This window comes from Paenibacillus sp. FSL R7-0312, from assembly GCF_038004445.1.
Classification (GTDB): domain Bacteria; phylum Bacillota; class Bacilli; order Paenibacillales; family Paenibacillaceae; genus Paenibacillus_AQ.
This window is the reverse complement of sequence record NZ_JBBORE010000001.1, coordinates 1,264,702-1,283,831: the sequence shown is the minus strand read 5'-3', so window position 1 is coordinate 1,283,831 and position 19,130 is coordinate 1,264,702. Positions and strand designations below refer to the sequence as shown.

Here is a 19,130-nt window from a genome sequence, read left to right as displayed (position 1 = left end):
ATAGGAGGAGTATGCACCCAATGGAAAAAAAGAAGGATCGGCTTATCCGGGGAACTGCCATGAACGGGAAGGTCAGAGCGTTCGCAGTCCGGACAACAGAACTTGTCGACGAATTGCGGCGCAGACATGATACCTATCCGACAGCTACAGCTGCGCTTGGCCGTACTGTAACCGCCGCAGCCATCATGGGCGCTATGCTCAAGGGTCAGGAGAAGCTGGCGATTATGGTCAAAGGGAATGGACCGATCGGACAGATTACGGCCGAATCCAACGCCCTGGGCGAGGTTCGCGGTTATGTGAGTAATCCGCATGTTCATCTGCCGAGCAATAGCCTTGGCAAGCTGGATGTCGCAGGTGCTGTGGGTACGGAAGGATTCATTGATATCAGCAAGGATCTGGGGATGAAAGAGCCGTATCGCGGCAGTGTGCCTATTGTCTCAGGAGAACTGGGCGAGGATTTCACTTATTATTTTGCCGTTTCGGAACAAACACCTGCTGCTGTAGGGCTGGGTGTATTGGTGGAGACAGATAATTCGGTAAGAGTTGCCGGAGGGTTCATCATTCAACTGCTTCCCGGCCTGACAGATGAAGAGATCACCGAGATTGAGCATGCCGTCGGAGCGATGCCTTCAGTGACGGCGATCCTGGACCAGGGCCTTGAGCCTGAAGAGATGCTTCGTTTGCTGCTGCCGGATGCTGTAGTCCTTGATGAACTCGAGATCTCTTTTGTCTGTCAATGCTCGCGTGAGCGGATAGAAGAGACACTGGTCAGTCTGGGCCAGCACGAACTGGAGCAGCTGATCGAAGAAGATGATCAGGCTGAAGTCATATGTCATTACTGTAATGAAGCTTATGTGTTTAACAAGGATGAACTGCAGGTAATCCTCGATCAAGCGAAATCGTAGGGCTATGAGATGATGACAAGACAGGAGCGCGCGCTGCGCAATACCGTTATATTACTCGCCGTCGCGACCTTAATGCTTGGAGGTCTTTTATTCTGGAGCCTGCGTGCAATGGCCCTGCTTAAGGGAGAGGCTGCAGACGGGGAGGCTTCGGATATTGCTGCCGCTGGAGGCCAGCCGGTCACGGACCGGGAATGGATAGATGAACTCAAAAAAAAGCATGGAGCTGAAGTGCTGCTGGGCATGCTTAATCATATCGTTGTTGGCAAGGAAGCCAAAGCTCTCGGTATTACCGTGACCGATGAGGAGATTGAGCAGGAATTGAAGCGCGGCATGTCCGGCTACGGTTCAGAGGAGCAGTATTATGATCAGATGCAGTCTGAGCTTGGTCTTTCCCGCCAGGAGCTGCACGACGAGACCGCGTATCGGCTGACGCTTCAAGCGGTAGCCACCGCCGGTATCACGGTTAGTGAAATTGAAATTGATGATTATTTGACCCAAAATGCCGAGAGATTTACTCCCAGGAAGCAAATGCAGCTCTCTATGATTAAGCTGGCAACCTATAACGGGGCTAATCAGGTTATGGACCGCCTGGAGCAGGGAGAGGATTTCGCCGGCCTGGCCAGAGAGGTATCCATTGATGAGGAGAGCCGCCAGCATGGCGGTAATATCGGAACAGTGGAGGAGAATGATCCGTTCTGGCCGGAGGAACTGCTGAAGACAGCAGCGGGCCTTGAGGCGGGAGACATCGCAGGGCCGCTGCAGGTCGAAGGCGGCTATGCCGTGATCCGGCTGGAGAAGCTTATTGATCCCGGGAAGCCGGATCAGGATGAGCTCCGAGGGCTGATACGCCAGGAGCTGGCGCTTGAACAAGCAGCGCCCCTGCAACAGGTGGAAAGCGATTTGCGTGCCAAATATGCTACAGCAATATATATTGACAACAGCCTGCAAGATTGATAATATGAAATTATGTAAAACCTACTGATTTAGTCGGAAATAATAAGCGGCACAACATATGCGAATCATAACTGTCACAGGTTCCGCACCCAATTCATCTATCATCCCAAGGAGGTTTTTGCTCATGGCTAAAGTCGTCAACAGTGTAACAGATTTGATCGGTGGCACACCGCTCGTTCGTCTGGGTCGGATTGTTCCGGAAGGTTCAGCAGAAATTTACTTGAAGCTGGAATATCAAAATCCGGGTTCGAGTGTGAAAGACCGCATCGCTATCAGCATTGTGGAAGAAGCTGAGAAGGACGGTTCCCTGAAACCTGGAGGCACCATTGTAGAAGCGACCAGCGGTAATACAGGGATTGGCCTGGCGCTTGTTGCTGCTGCCAAAGGCTACAAGGCGATTATTGTTATGCCTGAAACGATGAGCCTTGAGCGCCGCAACCTGCTGCGTGCTTATGGTGCTGAGCTGGTATTGACTCCAGGATCCGAGGGGATGAACGGGGCAGTTAAGAAAGCTGAGCAAATCCTCAGTGAGAATCCGGATTACTTCCTTGCAGAGCAGTTTAAGAACAAAGCCAATGTGAAGATTCACCGCGAGACCACTGGACCGGAGATCGTGGAAGCAATCGAATCCATTGGTGGGCCCCTGGATGCGTTCATCGCAGGTGTCGGTACAGGCGGAACGATCAGCGGCGCGGGTGAAGTGTTGAAGAGCCAGTATCCTGATGTGAAGATCTATGCTGTAGAACCTGCAGCTTCCCCAATCCTGGCCGGAGGCAAGCCGGGTCCCCACAAAATCCAGGGGATTGGCGCCAACTTCGTTCCTGACATCCTGAACCAGGATATCTATGATGAAATCATTCATGTAGAGAATGACGAAGCCTTTGAAACAGCCCGCCGCGTAGCCAAAGAGGAAGGCGTTCTGTCCGGTATTTCTTCCGGCGCTGCTGTATTTGCTGCCCTCAAAGTAGCTAAGGAACTGGGCGCAGGTAAAAAGATCGTTGTTATTATCCCAAGTAACGGCGAACGTTATCTGAGCACACCGCTGTATAACTTTGAAGTATAATTGCTGAGAACCAGCAATTCAGAAGAGCCTGTGATCCGCTTCCATAGGGATATCGCAGGCTCTTTTTCTGAATAATAAGCATTTATGAGGTCTAAAGGCTTTTCAAAGTAACCGGATGTACAGTATACTGACAGGCAATAAACTATCGTAGAAGCCAGCGTATGCTTTCGAGGCTATGCTTCACAAAACTTAGCACATGCTTCCGAAGCGAGTTTTGTTGCGAAGTAATTCTAGAGAAGCAAAGGCTTCACAAAACTTTAGGGGGATAAATGTGGGGATCTTAACGGCTTGGCAGGAGTGGGAACAATGGGCGGACGAAGCCTGGAGCGTTCTTCCGCTGGTCCTTCAGTCACGGCAGGAGAAAGCGGGACTGCCGGGCAGCTGGCAGAGAGCCTGGGAGATGGCTTCACCATATTCCGTGGTCCTGGAGAGCGGTAAGGGCGGACGGTATACGTATCTGGGCTTGCGTCCGGTTTCAGTCATAAAGGGCATTGGAGATACTGCGGAGCTCTACAGTCTATTTGATGCGGCTGTGGGACAGGCCCAAGCTGAACCTGAAGCTACGGAGCTGCTTCAAGGACAGCCGCTGAAAGTGCTGCAGGAGTGGATGAAGGATTATGTCTCACCCCGCGTACCGTTCGACGGGCAGCCGCCCTTTACCGGAGGTTGTATCGGATTTCTCGGCTATGATGTAGTCCGCTCTCTGGAGAAGCTGCCGTCCTGTGCCAAGAGGGATCCCGATTTCCCGGATTATCTGTTCATGAGGCTGGAAGAGCTGTGGATCTATGACCATCACGAGGATATTGTGTATTGTGCAGTCCATGTACCTGTTCCGGCTGTGATATCCGCTAACAGGGCTGAGCTGCACGCCATGTATCTTGATGCTGTGAGCCGTGCGGAGCGAATGCTGGAGGAGTGGCAGCGTATCATGGCACCTGCTTCTTCTGAAGCAGCTGCTGCCTCCCAGTATGCTGACATTTCCGGCCTGATTGATACTGAAGCTAGTATCACCGGAGAATGGCCGGGCATGAGCTCGGATTTCTCGCCGGAGCAATTCCAGCAGGCCGTGCTGGATGTTCAGGAATACATCCGTGCCGGCGATGTCTTCCAGGTGAACCTATCGCTGCGCCAGCAGGCGCAGCTGCAGTCCTCGCCGGAGGATGTCTACGAGTGGCTGCGCAGACTCAACCCGTCCCCGTACATGGGGCTGCTCCGCACGCCCGGCTTCGCCCTCTCCAGCGCTTCGCCGGAGCTGCTCGTGAAGCTGCACGGGGACAAGGTCAGCGCCCGCCCCATAGCCGGTACCCGGCGCCGGGGCCACACTCCCGCGGAGGATGCCGCCATGGAGGCGGAGCTGCGCGGGAGCGAGAAGGAGATCGCCGAGCATGTTATGCTTGTCGATCTCGAGCGCAACGACATCGGCCGTGTCGCTGCGTATGGGACGGTCAGCGTGCCGGAGCTGCTGACCGTGGAGCGATACTCGCATGTGATGCATCTCGTCTCGCAGGTGGAGGGCATCGCCGCACCCGGCAAGGATGCTTACGATGTCATTGCCGCCTTATTCCCCGGCGGCACGATTACCGGAGCGCCCAAGGTGCGCACCATGGAAATCATTGAAGAGCTGGAGCCGGTCCGCCGGGGTCCATATACTGGATCCATGGGCTGGATTGACTATAACGGCAATATGGAATTAAATATAATTATACGTACACTGGCCGTGAAGGACGGAATCGGCTACATTCAGACAGGAGCGGGTATTGTGATCGATTCGGATCCTTACCGGGAGTACCGGGAATGCCACAACAAAGCCAAAGCGGTAGTGAAAGCGATTCTCTGCAGTGAACGCGAGCAGGAATTGCGGACTACCTCCGGCACAGAAGGAGGAAGCTTTTAATGATCTTGGTCATCGATAATTATGATTCCTTTACGTATAACCTGGTGCAATATCTGGGGGAGCTGGGGGAGGACGTTAAGGTATCCCGTAACGATGAGATCAGTATTCAGGAGATTGAAGCCCTGGCACCGGATCATATTTTGATCTCTCCGGGACCCTGTACACCCAATGAGGCAGGCATCAGTCTGGAGCTGCTGCAGCATTTCAAAGGAGTCATCCCGATCTTTGGTGTATGCCTCGGCCATCAGGCCATCGGACAAGCCTTCGGCGGTAATGTGATCCGGGCAGAACGCCTGATGCACGGCAAAACCTCGCCGATTCACCATAAGGGCACCTCTGTCTTCGAAGGACTGGAGTCCCCGTTTACAGCAACACGATATCATTCCTTGATTGTAGAACGTGAGAGTCTGCCGGATTGCCTGGAGATTACTGCAGAAACGGCCGAAGGCGAGATTATGGCCCTGCGCCATAAGGAATACCCAATCGAAGGCGTGCAGTTCCATCCCGAGTCGATCATTACCGATCATGGACATACGATGCTGCGCAATTTCCTGAAACGGAGAGCCGGAGAACCGGCATGAAATATATAGGACTTAACAATAAAGCAGTCGACGCCAAAGACGCCGTGGTCTCCGCCCTGGATCACGGCTTTTTGTACGGAATGGGTCTGTTTGAGACCTTCCGCACCTACGGGGGGGAGCCCTTTCTGCTGCAGAGGCATCTTGACCGGATGGCAGAGGGCTGCCGGCAGCTGGGTATTCCCTTTGCGCCGGATGTGCAGCAGCTGCTGGAATGGATTCGGCTTATAATGGACAAGAATGAGCTTAGCGAGGCTTATGTCCGCTATACAGTTACAGCCGGTGAAGATATCCTCGGGCTGCCGGCAGGAGATTACAAGCAGCCTAATCAGCTGCTGTATATCAAAGCGCTGCCGGAACTGCCGGACAGCCTGTATAGCGAAGGCAAAGAACTGCAACTGCTGCATCACCGGCGGAATACCCCGGAAGGCCCTGTACGGCTGAAGTCGCTGCATTATATGAACAACATTCTGGCCAAGCGTGAGCTGGCCGGATACCCGTCTTCGTCTAGAGGAGCAGAGGGGTTGATGCTGACGGCAGCGGGCGACATATCCGAGGGAATCGTGAGCAACATCTTTTTCGCCGCAGATAACCGGCTCTATACCCCCGATATAGCTACAGGCATTCTCCCCGGAATTACCCGGGAAATGGTGCTGGAGCTGGCAGCATCCGCAGGGCTCCATCCAGAACAAGGCTTTTACCGCTGGGAGCAGCTTGAGGCTGCTGACGAAATTTTCCTAACCAATTCGGTGCAGGAGATTGTACCGGTAACGGCTCTCTGGAACGGGGACCGGCGGATAAAGATAGGCAGCGGGCGCTGCGGAGAACGGACAAATGCAATCCTGAAGCTTTACAGAGAAAGGGCGGGGGGGCTGGAATGAAGCCGGTAATATATAAACGGACCTACCGATGCGGAAGCGGCAGGCTGATTTTAGGCGAACGGACCCTGATCATGGGTATCCTCAATGTGACGCCGGACTCTTTTTCCGATGGGGGATTATGGACAGACCCGGATAGAGCGGTAGAGCATGCACTGCGAATGGCAGCCGAAGGTGCCGATATTATTGATATAGGCGGAGAGTCAACGCGTCCCGGTCATCAGCCGGTAGGAGTTGAGGATGAGTTGGAACGCGTACTGCCCGTTATCGAGAGCATCCACCGTGCCGCGCCTCATCTGCCGCTATCTATAGACACCTACAAAGCGGAAGTAGCGCGCCGTGCGATTCAGGCAGGTGCCCATATCATTAACGATGTCTGGGGAGCCAAAGCAGATCCGCAGATGGCGGCAGTTGCCGCACAGGCGGGTTGTCCGATTATCCTGATGCATAACCGCCATGACCGCAATTATCAGGAATTGATCAGCGATATGACGGAGGATTTAACCGCGAGTATTAACCTTGCCCTGACAGCCGGAGTAGAGCCGCAGAATATCATTCTCGATCCCGGAATCGGCTTTGCCAAGGATTATACGGAGAATCTACAGGCAATGATGGGCCTGGATGTACTGGGGGAGCTTGGGTATCCGCTGCTGCTGGCCACTTCGCGCAAAAAATTCATCCGTACCGCACTCGATTTGCCGGCGGATGATGTTGTGGAAGGGACCGCTGCTACGGTCGCTTTCGGAATTGCCCAGGGCTGCCAGATCGTGCGGGTGCATGATGTCTCTTTAATCAAACGTACGGTAGATATGTGCGATGCCATGTTGTATGCCGCAGCACCTGTGGTGCGTGAATAGACTATTTTCAAGAGAAGGCAGGTACCCTAGATGGATAAAATGAAGCTGCACCGCATGGAATACTATGGATATCACGGTGTGTTTGAAGAGGAGCGCAAGCTGGGCCAGCGTTATTATGTGGATTTGGAGCTCGAGCTTGATTTGCAGGGAGCGGGTCTCTCTGATGATCTGGAGCTAACCGTGAATTATGCCGAAGTACATTTCTTGGTCAAAAAAATTGTCGAAACAAAGTCCTTCAAGCTGATTGAGGCTTTGGCAGAATATATTGCATCCGCAGTACTGGACACTTATACTGTTATCAATGCAGTAACCGTCAAGGTGACGAAACCGCATCCGCCATTCGATATTCATTTTCAGGGAGTGACCGTAGAACTGCGCCGGACGAGAAAGTGAGACAGAGTCATGAATATACATTCTACCTCTGAGGCATCAGAGGCTTATATTGCTTTAGGGGCTAATTTGGGCGACCGCGAAGGAACGCTGAGAGAAGCTTTGAACCAGCTGGACCGGCATGAAGAGATTGAAGTTCTACGCACCTCATCGGTATACGAGACCGAGCCGGTGGGTTATCTGGATCAGCCCCAGTTTCTTAATATGGCTGCGGCTCTGCGTACTACGCTTGCTCCGGAGGCTCTGCTTCATGTGATGCTGGAGACAGAAACCCGGTTAGGCCGTGTACGTGATATCCGCTATGGGCCGAGAACGGTGGATTTGGATTTGCTTTGGGTAGAGGGGTTGAGCCTGGATACACCGGACTTAACGCTGCCGCATCCCCGGATGCTGGAGCGTGCGTTTGTGCTCTTACCGCTTAGTGATATCGTTTCGCAGAATGAAGAGTCTTCCGGATTCCGCGGCTTAATTACAACAGCGCTTCAAGACATAGACGGAAAGGAAGGAATTCGCTTGTGGACAACAAACGTATGGGACGGCGGGTTAGGGCGTTCCGAAAGCTGAAGGGCTACACTCAGCAGGAGTTGGCGGATTCTGTCGGAATATCCTTGGCCGTGCTTGGTGCGGTCGAGCGGGGTAATAGACGTTTGGAAGATCAAATTTTAAATAAAATTGCGGATTTCCTGGGAGTTACGGTCGATGAACTAGCCAACCCGGCTACGTGAGCTCCTCAAGCTGATCCACAATATAAGGAAGTGATTCGTATGTTGAAGATTGGTGATATTGAGATGAAGAACCAGGTGGTATTGGCCCCTATGGCCGGCGTGTGTAATCCTGCGTTTCGTCTGATTGCCAAGGAATTCGGGACGGGTCTAGTCTGTGCCGAAATGGTGAGCGGCAAAGCTATTGTGCATGGCAATGCGCGTACCCGTGAGATGCTGTTTGTGGATGAGCGCGAGAAACCGCTGAGTCTGCAGATTTTTGGGGGAGACCGCGAGTCGCTGGTTGATGCAGCCAGAATCGTGGATCAAGAAACGAACGCTGATATCATTGACATTAATATGGGCTGTCCGGTGCCGAAGGTGACGAAATGTGATGCCGGAGCGCGCTGGCTGCTGAATCCGGACAAGATTTATGAAATGGTATCTGCCGTTGTGGATGCCGTGGATAAACCTGTGACGGTGAAGATGCGCATCGGCTGGGACAGCGAGCATATCTTTGTCGAAGAGAATGCACGTGCAGTGGAGCGTGCCGGAGGCAAGGCAGTCAGTGTTCATGGCCGCACCCGCGAGCAGCTCTATACAGGGCATGCCGACTGGAAGTATATCCGGATGGCCAAAGAAGCTGTGTCCATTCCGGTCATCGGCAATGGTGATGTGAATACGCCTGAAGATGCGCGGGCGATGCTGGATCAGACCGGCTGCGACGGCGTAATGATCGGGCGGGGGGCGCTGGGCAACCCGTGGATGCTGTACCGGACCATTCAGTACTTGAGTACCGGAGAGCTGATACCTGAACCGGACGCTGAAGAGAAAATCAAGGTGGCCATTCTTCACATGGACCGTCTGATCGCCCTTAAGGGTGAGGCGGTGGCGGTCCGCGAAATGCGCAAGCATCTGGCTTGGTATTTGAAGGGCCTTAAGTCAGCCGCACGGGTGAAGGACATTATTATGGAAGAAACGAAACGTGACGAGATGGTGCGGATTTTGAGTGATTTTGTCGTTCAGCTTAAGGACGAAGAAGTGCAAGAAGGCGCAGATATCGCTCTTTCGGCCGTTTAATTCCCTGATTTGCCGCGTTGTCAGACCCGTCCCTGCCTGCATTATTGAATATCGCTAAACATTATATGGGGCGTCATTGACATTTTGTAGCGGTTCCAATATAATTTCACAGTATAAAATCGCCGTTACAGCAGGAGCAATGGAGAAGGAGGGTTCTGTTCCCTCCGGATTCGCATATAGTATGGTGTTTTCAATAAATGTATACGACAGGAGAATCGGTTGAGATGAGCGATAAAGAAGTCATCCTTACACCGGACGGACTTAAGCGTCTGGAAGAAGAACTGGAGACCCTCAAATCCGTAAAACGCCGCGAGGTAGCGGAACGTATTAAAGTGGCCATCGGCTACGGAGATATCAGTGAAAACTCGGAATATGAAGACGCGAAGAATGAGCAGGCCTTTATCGAAGGACGTGTTCTGACTTTGGAGAAGATGCTACGCAACGCGCGTATCATTAATAGTGATGAGATTGTGACAGATGTAGTAAGCATCGGGGTTACAGTGAACGTTGAGGATATGGAGTACGGAGACGTTATGGAATATACAATCGTCGGAACCGCCGAATCCGATCCGCTGAATAATAAAATCTCCAATGAGAGCCCGGTTGGCAGAGCCATCATTGGTAAGAAGATTGGTACCATTGTGGATGTAAGTGTCCCTGCAGGCGTCATTCAATATAAAATTCTTGATATCAAAATGAAGTAAGATGGATCCGAAAGCTTCCTTAGGGGAGCTTTTTTCAAAAGTTAAGAATTTATAGGCTTCGCGCAACGTATAACAACCGAAAAATATGGGTGAACACATACAGCTTATATTTTGTACTGGAACGGACTGTCCCCTTGGTATGAGGGCGGAGCCGTTTCTTCTTTTGTATACCGTGAGTAAGAGAGGATGAAGAACATGACGGAAGAAATCAACAACGTGGAAACTACAGAGAGTGAACTAAGTGAGTTGCTGCAGATCCGCCGGGGTAAGCTGGACGAGCTCCGCGCGCTGGGAATCGACCCGTTCGGCAAGAAATATGAGCGTACAGCAGCGGCTGGCGATCTTCTGGCCAAGTATGACGGACTAACCCATGAGGAACTGGACGAGCTGGCACTTGAGGTTAGTGTAGCAGGACGTATTATGGCTAAGCGGGTAATGGGCAAAGCGAGCTTCTCGCACATCCAGGATCTCAGCGGTAAAATTCAGATTTATGTCCGCCAGGACAGCATTTCTGAATCCCAGTACGCAGCTTTCACCATTCTGGACCTGGGCGATATTATCGGAATCCGCGGTACCCTGTTCAAGACCAAGACCGGTGAAACCTCTATTAAAGTGCATAACCTTGAGGTGCTGTCTAAATCCCTGCTTCCGCTTCCAGAGAAATATCATGGACTGAAGGATGTAGAACTCCGCTACCGTCAGCGTTACGTTGACCTGATTATTAATCCGGAAGTACAGCAGACATTTATTGCGCGTTCACGGATTATCCAGTCGATGCGCCGTTATCTGGACTCATTGGGCTATCTCGAAGTAGAGACTCCAACACTGCATACGATTGCCGGGGGAGCCGCCGCCCGTCCGTTTATTACACACCACAACACGCTGGACATGCAGCTGTATATGCGTATCGCAATCGAGCTTCACCTGAAACGTCTGATCGTAGGCGGTTTGGAAAAAGTATATGAAATCGGCCGCGTATACCGTAACGAAGGGATCTCTACACGCCACAATCCGGAATTCACGATGATTGAGCTGTACGAAGCATATGCCGACTACAAGGATATCATGCAGCTGACAGAGAATATGATCGCTCATATCGCTCAGGAGGTTCTTGGCAACCAGGTGATTAACTACCAGGGGCAAGAAGTAGATTTGTCTCCAGGCTGGCGCCGTGTGACTATGGTGGACGCTGTCAAAGAAGTAACAGGCGTAGACTTCGGGGTCCACATGACGAATGAAGAGGCACAGGCTCTGGCTAAGGAGCATCGTGTACCGGTTGAGAAGCATATGACCTTCGGACATATTCTTAACGCATTCTTCGAGCAGTTTGTAGAGGAAACATTGATTCAGCCGACGTTCGTAATGGGACACCCAGTAGAAATATCACCGCTGGCCAAAAAGAATGATCAGGATCCACGCTTTACTGACCGCTTCGAGCTGTTTATTGTAGCCCGTGAGCATGCGAATGCGTTCAGTGAGCTGAACGACCCGATTGACCAGCGTCAGCGCTTCGAGGCACAGATTCACGAGAAAGAGCAGGGGAATGACGAAGCGCATGAGATGGATGATGATTTCATCCGTGCACTGGAATATGGCATGCCGCCTACAGGCGGACTGGGAATCGGCGTAGACCGTCTCATCATGCTGCTTACGAATGCCGCGTCTATCCGCGATGTACTACTGTTCCCTCATATGCGCAACAAAGACTGAATAATTATCTGATTCTTAACCATAATATCCAAGGGAGCTGCACAAGCAGTTTCCTTGGAACAATGGTTGAAGGGTTAATTGAAATAAATGCTTGCAAAAAGAATCTATACATGATATATTCTATTTCCGGCCGCGAAACATCAACGCCGAGCTCGAAAAGAAGTTAAAAAAAAGAGCTTGCATTGATCGGTTGGATGTGATATATTATAAGAGTTGCTGGTGACGCGGTAGTCGTCGCTGACAACGAGCTTGATCTTTGAAAACTGAACAACGAGTGAGTGGGAGATCGCTTCGGCGAGATCCAAAAAAGAGAATGAAAATTCTCGTCAGATGTTTCAAAATGAGCAATCGCTCTTTCTAAAACCAATTTGGAGAGTTTGATCCTGGCTCAGGACGAACGCTGGCGGCATGCCTAATACATGCAAGTCGAGCGGAGTTCATTTGAAAGCTTGCTTTCAAATGAATTTAGCGGCGGACGGGTGAGTAACACGTAGGCAACCTGCCCTCAAGACTGGGATAACTACCGGAAACGGTAGCTAATACCGGATAATTTCTTTCCTCTCCTGAAGAGAGAATGAAAGGCGGAGCAATCTGCCACTTGGGGATGGGCCTGCGGCGCATTAGCTAGTTGGTGGGGTAACGGCTCACCAAGGCGACGATGCGTAGCCGACCTGAGAGGGTGAACGGCCACACTGGGACTGAGACACGGCCCAGACTCCTACGGGAGGCAGCAGTAGGGAATCTTCCGCAATGGGCGAAAGCCTGACGGAGCAATGCCGCGTGAGTGATGAAGGTTTTCGGATCGTAAAGCTCTGTTGCCAGGGAAGAACGTCCGGTAGAGTAACTGCTACCGGAGTGACGGTACCTGAGAAGAAAGCCCCGGCTAACTACGTGCCAGCAGCCGCGGTAATACGTAGGGGGCAAGCGTTGTCCGGAATTATTGGGCGTAAAGCGCGCGCAGGCGGTCATTTAAGTCTGGTGTTTAAACCTTGGGCTCAACCTGGGGTCGCACTGGAAACTGGGTGACTTGAGTACAGAAGAGGAAAGTGGAATTCCACGTGTAGCGGTGAAATGCGTAGATATGTGGAGGAACACCAGTGGCGAAGGCGACTTTCTGGGCTGTAACTGACGCTGAGGCGCGAAAGCGTGGGGAGCAAACAGGATTAGATACCCTGGTAGTCCACGCCGTAAACGATGAGTGCTAGGTGTTAGGGGTTTCGATACCCTTGGTGCCGAAGTTAACACAGTAAGCACTCCGCCTGGGGAGTACGGTCGCAAGACTGAAACTCAAAGGAATTGACGGGGACCCGCACAAGCAGTGGAGTATGTGGTTTAATTCGAAGCAACGCGAAGAACCTTACCAGGTCTTGACATCCCGATGAAAGCATTAGAGATAGTGCCCCTCTTCGGAGCATCGGAGACAGGTGGTGCATGGTTGTCGTCAGCTCGTGTCGTGAGATGTTGGGTTAAGTCCCGCAACGAGCGCAACCCTTGACTTTAGTTGCCAGCAGGTAAGGCTGGGCACTCTAGAGTGACTGCCGGTGACAAACCGGAGGAAGGTGGGGATGACGTCAAATCATCATGCCCCTTATGACCTGGGCTACACACGTACTACAATGGCCGGTACAACGGGAAGCGAAACCGCGAGGTGGAGCCAATCCCAGCAAAGCCGGTCTCAGTTCGGATTGCAGGCTGCAACTCGCCTGCATGAAGTCGGAATTGCTAGTAATCGCGGATCAGCATGCCGCGGTGAATACGTTCCCGGGTCTTGTACACACCGCCCGTCACACCACGAGAGTTTACAACACCCGAAGTCGGTGGGGTAACCCGCAAGGGAGCCAGCCGCCGAAGGTGGGGTAGATGATTGGGGTGAAGTCGTAACAAGGTAGCCGTATCGGAAGGTGCGGCTGGATCACCTCCTTTCTATGGAGAATCGTTTCCTGCAACGGAAACATTCAAATCGGAAGCTAAAGCTTCCACAACGAACCTTAGGGTTCAAACACTCACTCGTTGGTCAGTTTTGAGAGTTTAAGCTCTCATCTTTACCTTGATCCTTGAAAACTGGATACCGAAACGAATTTGCGTTTTAGAACATCTTTTAGCTGAAACTTGTATAAGCAAGTTGAAATAGTTATTAGTCATGCTGAGCGATGGTTTTGGATTATGAGCGACTTTTGGCTTTAAACAGACTAGCGGACGGATTCATCCGGAAGCGCTGTTTAAAACAAGATGAGCGAATGAGCCAATACCGGAGCGATTGGTTAAGCTAATAAGAGCACACGGAGGATGCCTAGGCGCCAGGAGCCGACGAAGGACGTGGCGAACAACGAAACTGCCTCGGGGAGCTGTAAGCAAGCTTTGATCCGGGGGTGTCCGAATGGGGAAACCCAGCTGTGGTAATTCGCAGTTACTCGTATCTGAATACATAGGATACGCAGAGGCAGACCAGGGGAACTGAAACATCTAAGTACCCTGAGGAAGAGAAAACAATAGTGATTCCGTCAGTAGCGGCGAGCGAACGCGGAACAGCCTAAACCAAGGGGCTTGCCTCTTGGGGTTGTGGGACGTCTCACATGGAGTTACAAAGGAATATGGTAGGTGAAGAGGTCTGGAAAGGCCCGCGATAGAGGTAAAAGCCCTGTAGCCTAAACTGTGTTCTCTCCGAGACGGATCCCGAGTAGTGCGGGGCACGTGAAACCCCGTATGAATCCAGCAGGACCATCTGCTAAGGCTAAATACTACCTGGCGACCGATAGTGAAACAGTACCGTGAGGGAAAGGTGAAAAGCACCCCGGAAGGGGAGTGAAATAGAACCTGAAACCGTGTGCTTACAAAAAGTCAGAGCCCTATTACTGGGTGATGGCGTGCCTTTTGTAGAATGAACCGGCGAGTTACGTTTAACATGCAAGGTTAAGTCGAGAAGACGGAGCCGCAGCGAAAGCGAGTCTGAATAGGGCGAATGAGTATGTGGACGTAGACCCGAAACCGTGTGATCTACCCCTGTCCAGGGTGAAGGTGCGGTAACACGCACTGGAGGCCCGAACCCACGCATGTTGAAAAATGCGGGGATGAGGTGGGGGTAGCGGAGAAATTCCAATCGAACTCGGAGATAGCTGGTTCTCCCCGAAATAGCTTTAGGGCTAGCCTCGGTGAATGGAGTGGTGGAGGTAGAGCACTGATTGGGTGCGGGGCCCGCAAGGGTTACCAAGCTCAGTCAAACTCCGAATGCCATTAACTTCTTGCCGGGAGTCAGACAGTGAGTGCTAAGATCCATTGTCAAAAGGGAAACAGCCCAGACCATCAGCTAAGGTCCCCAAGTGTGTGTTAAGTGGGAAAGGATGTGGAGTTGCACAGACAACCAGGATGTTGGCTTAGAAGCAGCCACCATTGAAAGAGTGCGTAATAGCTCACTGGTCGAGTGACTCTGCGCCGAAAATGTAACGGGGCTAAACACACCACCGAAGCTATGGCTAGATACTTTGTATCTGGGGTAGGGGAGCGTTGTATGTGGGTTGAAGGTGTACCGTAAGGAGCGCTGGACAGCATACAAGTGAGAATGCCGGTATGAGTAACGAAAAGATCAGTGAGAATCTGATCCGCCGAAAGCCCAAGGTTTCCTGAGGAAGGCTCGTCCGCTCAGGGTAAGTCGGGACCTAAGGCGAGGCCGAAAGGCGTAGTCGAAGGACAACAGTTTGAAATTACTGTACCACCGTAATCCGCTATGAGCGATGGGGTGACGCAGGAGGGTAGTGACGCGGACTGATGGATGTGTCCGTCTAAGCAGTGAGGCTGATGTGTAGGCAAATCCGCACATCAATAAGGCTGGGCTGTGATGGGGAGCGAAAATTGTAGTAGCGAAGGTCATGATCTCACACTGCCAAGAAAAGCCTCTAGCCAGGAGAAGGTGCCCGTACCGCAAACCGACACAGGTAGGCGAGAAGAGAATTCTAAGGCGCGCGGAAGAACTCTCGTTAAGGAACTCGGCAAAATGACCTCGTAACTTCGGGAGAAGAGGTGCCTCGGTAGGGTGAATAGCCCGAGGGGGCCGCAGTGAAAAGGCCCAAGCGACTGTTTAGCAAAAACACAGGTCTGTGCGAAGCCGCAAGGCGAAGTATACGGGCTGACGCCTGCCCGGTGCTGGAAGGTTAAGGGGAGTGGTTAGGGGCAACCCGAAGCTGTGAACCGAAGCCCCAGTAAACGGCGGCCGTAACTATAACGGTCCTAAGGTAGCGAAATTCCTTGTCAGGTAAATTCTGACCCGCACGAATGGCGTAACGACTTGGGCGCTGTCTCAACGAGAGATCCGGTGAAATTTTAATACCTGTGAAGATGCAGGTTACCCGCGACAAGACGGAAAGACCCCATGGAGCTTTACTGCAGCTTGATATTGAATTTGGGTACGATCTGTACAGGATAGGTGGGAGCCGTTGAGGCAGGAGCGCAAGCTTCTGCGGAGGCGCCGTTGGGATACCACCCTGATCGTATCTAGGTTCTAACCTAGTACCCTAAGCGGGTACGGGGACCGTGTCAGGCGGGCAGTTTGACTGGGGCGGTCGCCTCCTAAAGAGTAACGGAGGCGTTCAAAGGTTCCCTCAGAATGGTTGGAAATCATTCGCAGAGTGCAAAGGCATAAGGGAGCTTGACTGCGAGACCTACAAGTCGAGCAGGGACGAAAGTCGGACTTAGTGATCCGGTGGTACCGCATGGAAGGGCCATCGCTCAACGGATAAAAGCTACCCTGGGGATAACAGGCTTATCTCCCCCAAGAGTCCACATCGACGGGGAGGTTTGGCACCTCGATGTCGGCTCATCGCATCCTGGGGCTGAAGTAGGTCCCAAGGGTTGGGCTGTTCGCCCATTAAAGCGGTACGCGAGCTGGGTTCAGAACGTCGTGAGACAGTTCGGTCCCTATCTGTCGTGGGCGCAGGAAATTTGAGAGGAGCTGTCCTTAGTACGAGAGGACCGGGATGGACGTACCGCTGGTGCATCAGTTGTTCCGCCAGGAGCATGGCTGAGTAGCTACGTACGGACGGGATAAGCGCTGAAAGCATCTAAGCGTGAAGCCCCCCTCAAGATGAGATTTCCCAACTAGTAAGACCCCTTGAAGACGACGAGGTAGATAGGTTGGAGGTGGAAGTGCAGCAATGCATGGAGCTGACCAATACTAATCGGTCGAGGGCTTATCCAAATTTCTTAGAGCGCAGATTCGTTTCGGATTCAGTTTTCAGGCGATCAAGCCTGTACGCCATGAAATTCATTCACACATCCGTGATGAACCGAATTTCAAGCGGCAGCGTCTGTTTCACAGACGCATGTTTGGTGGCGATAGCGGAGGGGTTCCACGCGTACCCATCCCGAACACGACCGTTAAGCCCTCCAGCGCCGATGGTACTTGGACCGAAGGGTCCTGGGAGAGTAGGACGCCGCCAAGCACATGAGCCATTGTTGAGCAATCGACAATGGTTTTTTTGTATACTTTTATACATGGAAAATGCATAGACGTTACGGTGTTAAATTATGGATGATTATATAATCTGTCCACTGTACACGGACTTTAGTCCAAGAATTCGCTTACCCGGAGCAAGATTTCTTAATACCTTATCAGAAGATGTAATATTCTTGACAGGCCAAAAGCCCTTTGCTAAGATAGCTCTAATATATTTTTGGACAAGCATCTCAAACCTTAACTGAAGACACTATTATGTATAACTCCCAAGCCTTTACCGCTGTCTATCGGGTATGGACTTGAAGCAGGAGTTTTTTTATTCATAAGTTAGCAGGCAGGTGGAGAAAAGAATATTTCGAGGAGGAATGACCCAGGTGTGGGAAGATAAGTTTGGTAAAGAAGGATTCACTTTTGATGATGTGCTGCTGGTTCCGCGTAAATCCGAGGTACTGCCTAAGGAAGTGGATTTAACCACTGTACTTAGCAAGAATGTGAAGCTGAACATCCCTTTGATGAGTGCAGGTATGGATACAGTCACGGAAGCAGCTATGGCGATTGCTATTGCCCGTGAGGGCGGGATCGGCATCATTCATAAGAATATGTCCGTGGAGCAGCAGGCGGAAGAGGTGGACCGTGTGAAGCGCTCCGAGAGCGGCGTTATTACCAATCCATTCTCACTTACGCCAGACCACTGGGTATCCGATGCTGAAGTTCTGATGGGGAAATACCGCATTTCAGGTGTACCTATCGTAGATGAAGGCGGTAAGCTTGTTGGTATTCTGACTAACCGTGATTTGCGTTTTATCCACGATTTCAATATTCAGATCAAAGAAGTTATGACTCATGAGAATCTGGTTACCGCTGCTGTAGGTACAACGCTTCAGGAAGCGAAAGGCATCCTTCAACGTCACAAGATTGAGAAGCTGCCGCTGGTGGATGAGCACAATATTCTTAAAGGTCTCATTACTATTAAAGATATAGAGAAAGCTATCCAGTTCCCTAACGGGGCCAAGGATGCTCAAGGCCGTCTGCTTGTTGGAGCTGCAATCGGTATTTCTAAGGATACATTAGAACGCACAGAGGCATTGGTAAAAGCCGGTGTTGACCTTATCACAGTGGATTCGGCACACGGACACCATATTAATATTATCGACGCGGTCCGCCAGCTGCGCGAATTGTATCCTGATCTTACTATTGTGGCTGGTAATGTAGCTACAGGTGAAGCTACCCGGGAATTGATTGAAGCCGGAGCATCCGTGGTCAAGGTCGGTATTGGACCCGGGTCGATTTGTACAACCCGTGTAATTGCAGGTATCGGCGTTCCACAGGTTACAGCAATCTATGATTGTGCAACGGTTGCCCGCGAATACGGGATTCCAGTTATTGCTGACGGGGGAATTAAGTACTCCGGAGAGATTACTAAGGCAATTGCTGCCGGAGCTGCTGCAGTGATGATGGGCAGCTTGTTCGCCGGTACGGAAGAGAGTCCTGGGGAGTCGGAAATTTATCAGGGACGTAAATACAAGGTATACCGCGGAATGGGCAGCATGAGCGCCATGAAGCAGGGCAGTAAAGACCGTTACTTCCAGGATGATGATAAGAAGCTCGTTCCTGAAGGCATCGAGGGGCGGGTTGCTTTTAAAGGGCCGTTGTCCGATACCGTTCATCAACTGATCGGCGGATTGCGCTCAGGTATGGGTTACTGTGGTACGAAGACATTAGAGGAACTGCGCAATGATACCTCATTTATCCGTATCACTGGCGCGGGTCTTCGTGAGAGTCACCCGCATGATGTGCAGATTACCAAAGAAGCGCCGAACTATTCCCTGTAAACCGGGAAGAATCGCATATTTTTGCGGACAGGCAGGACTAAATTCGTCCTGTCTGTCTTTTTTTGCAGATACCCCTGTGTTAGAATAGAACAAGCACTGATCTGAGGATTAAAGGAGAGTAGTAATCATTGAAGTACA

At 51.6% G+C, this 19,130-nt stretch carries 14 protein-coding genes and 3 rRNA genes; all 17 read left to right on the top strand.

From position 1 onward, the window contains the following. The first annotated feature begins 20 nt into the window (after positions 1-20). Positions 21-905, top strand: coding sequence for an Hsp33 family molecular chaperone HslO (gene hslO, locus MKX70_RS05455; protein WP_042231450.1), 885 nt, complete (start codon positions 21-23; stop codon positions 903-905). A 9-nt stretch (positions 906-914) separates the two neighbouring features. Next, positions 915-1,859 (top strand): peptidylprolyl isomerase, encoded by a 945-nt coding sequence (locus MKX70_RS05450; protein ID WP_340839647.1) that lies wholly within the window; start codon positions 915-917, stop codon positions 1,857-1,859. A gap of 124 nt (positions 1,860-1,983) precedes the next feature. Continuing rightward, the gene (gene cysK, locus MKX70_RS05445; RefSeq protein WP_039309530.1) at positions 1,984-2,922 is read left to right on the top strand and encodes a cysteine synthase A; all 939 of its coding nucleotides are present in this window, start codon (positions 1,984-1,986) and stop codon (positions 2,920-2,922) included. Positions 2,923-3,193: 271 nt separating this feature from the next. Then, entirely contained in the window at positions 3,194-4,816 is a 1,623-nt protein-coding gene (locus tag MKX70_RS05440) for an anthranilate synthase component I family protein (RefSeq protein WP_042231453.1), read from the top strand. Continuing rightward, entirely contained in the window at positions 4,816-5,397 is a 582-nt protein-coding gene (gene pabA / locus MKX70_RS05435) for an aminodeoxychorismate/anthranilate synthase component II (protein ID WP_042231456.1), read from the top strand. The genes MKX70_RS05440 and pabA overlap by 1 nt, the downstream gene beginning before the upstream one ends. Next, positions 5,394-6,275, top strand: coding sequence for an aminotransferase class IV (locus tag MKX70_RS05430; RefSeq protein ID WP_042231459.1), 882 nt, complete (start codon positions 5,394-5,396; stop codon positions 6,273-6,275). Before pabA ends, MKX70_RS05430 begins: the two co-directional genes overlap by 4 nt. Continuing rightward, positions 6,272-7,129 (top strand): dihydropteroate synthase, encoded by an 858-nt coding sequence (folP, locus tag MKX70_RS05425; RefSeq protein ID WP_042231461.1) that lies wholly within the window; start codon positions 6,272-6,274, stop codon positions 7,127-7,129. Before MKX70_RS05430 ends, folP begins: the two co-directional genes overlap by 4 nt. A 30-nt stretch (positions 7,130-7,159) precedes the next feature. Continuing rightward, positions 7,160-7,522, top strand: coding sequence for a dihydroneopterin aldolase (gene folB, locus MKX70_RS05420; protein ID WP_042231463.1), 363 nt, complete (start codon positions 7,160-7,162; stop codon positions 7,520-7,522). A 9-nt stretch (positions 7,523-7,531) separates the two neighbouring features. Next, the gene (gene folK / locus MKX70_RS05415) at positions 7,532-8,083 is read left to right on the top strand and encodes a 2-amino-4-hydroxy-6-hydroxymethyldihydropteridine diphosphokinase (RefSeq protein ID WP_042231465.1); all 552 of its coding nucleotides are present in this window, start codon (positions 7,532-7,534) and stop codon (positions 8,081-8,083) included. Next, on the top strand, positions 8,050-8,244 hold the full coding sequence (locus MKX70_RS05410; RefSeq protein ID WP_331281922.1) for a helix-turn-helix domain-containing protein: 195 nt from the start codon (positions 8,050-8,052) through the stop codon (positions 8,242-8,244). Before folK ends, MKX70_RS05410 begins: the two co-directional genes overlap by 34 nt. A 39-nt stretch (positions 8,245-8,283) precedes the next feature. Continuing rightward, positions 8,284-9,300 carry a tRNA dihydrouridine synthase DusB gene (gene dusB, locus MKX70_RS05405; protein WP_042231467.1) on the top strand — a complete coding sequence of 339 codons (1,017 nt, stop codon included), beginning with the start codon at positions 8,284-8,286 and terminating at the stop codon, positions 9,298-9,300. Between the two features lie 224 nt (positions 9,301-9,524). Next, a complete protein-coding gene (greA, locus tag MKX70_RS05400; protein ID WP_039309541.1) occupies positions 9,525-10,004 on the top strand; it encodes a transcription elongation factor GreA in 480 nt (159 codons plus the stop codon). 195 nt (positions 10,005-10,199) lie between these two features. Continuing rightward, complete coding sequence (gene lysS, locus MKX70_RS05395; RefSeq protein ID WP_039309542.1) at positions 10,200-11,714, top strand: lysine--tRNA ligase; 1,515 nt, start codon at positions 10,200-10,202, stop codon at positions 11,712-11,714. Between the two features lie 365 nt (positions 11,715-12,079). Continuing rightward, positions 12,080-13,637, top strand: a 16S ribosomal RNA gene (locus MKX70_RS05390). 336 nt (positions 13,638-13,973) lie between these two features. Further along, a 23S ribosomal RNA gene (locus tag MKX70_RS05385) occupies positions 13,974-16,902 on the top strand. 127 nt (positions 16,903-17,029) lie between these two features. Then, positions 17,030-17,146 (top strand): 5S ribosomal RNA (gene rrf / locus MKX70_RS05380). The 16S, 23S and 5S rRNA genes sit together here, the layout of an rRNA operon. 388 nt (positions 17,147-17,534) lie before the next feature. Continuing rightward, entirely contained in the window at positions 17,535-18,992 is a 1,458-nt protein-coding gene (gene guaB / locus MKX70_RS05375) for an IMP dehydrogenase (RefSeq protein WP_042241251.1), read from the top strand. The last annotated feature ends 138 nt before the right edge of the window (positions 18,993-19,130 follow it).

Bases quoted from the DNA above. Each gene is read 5' to 3' on its own strand.
- dusB (WP_042231467.1), top strand. From the start codon at position 8,284: ATGTTGAAGATTGGTGATATTGAGATGAAGAACCAGGTGGTATTGGCC.
- folK (WP_042231465.1), top strand. From the start codon at position 7,532: ATGAATATACATTCTACCTCTGAGGCATCAGAGGCTTATATTGCTTTA.
- MKX70_RS05410 (WP_331281922.1), top strand. From the start codon at position 8,050: ATGGGACGGCGGGTTAGGGCGTTCCGAAAGCTGAAGGGCTACACTCAG.
- lysS (WP_039309542.1), top strand. From the start codon at position 10,200: ATGACGGAAGAAATCAACAACGTGGAAACTACAGAGAGTGAACTAAGT.
- cysK (WP_039309530.1), top strand. From the start codon at position 1,984: ATGGCTAAAGTCGTCAACAGTGTAACAGATTTGATCGGTGGCACACCG.
- MKX70_RS05450 (WP_340839647.1), top strand. From the start codon at position 915: ATGATGACAAGACAGGAGCGCGCGCTGCGCAATACCGTTATATTACTC.
- folB (WP_042231463.1), top strand. From the start codon at position 7,160: ATGGATAAAATGAAGCTGCACCGCATGGAATACTATGGATATCACGGT.
- hslO (WP_042231450.1), top strand. From the start codon at position 21: ATGGAAAAAAAGAAGGATCGGCTTATCCGGGGAACTGCCATGAACGGG.
- greA (WP_039309541.1), top strand. From the start codon at position 9,525: ATGAGCGATAAAGAAGTCATCCTTACACCGGACGGACTTAAGCGTCTG.
- pabA (WP_042231456.1), top strand. From the start codon at position 4,816: ATGATCTTGGTCATCGATAATTATGATTCCTTTACGTATAACCTGGTG.
- folP (WP_042231461.1), top strand. From the start codon at position 6,272: ATGAAGCCGGTAATATATAAACGGACCTACCGATGCGGAAGCGGCAGG.
- MKX70_RS05430 (WP_042231459.1), top strand. From the start codon at position 5,394: ATGAAATATATAGGACTTAACAATAAAGCAGTCGACGCCAAAGACGCC.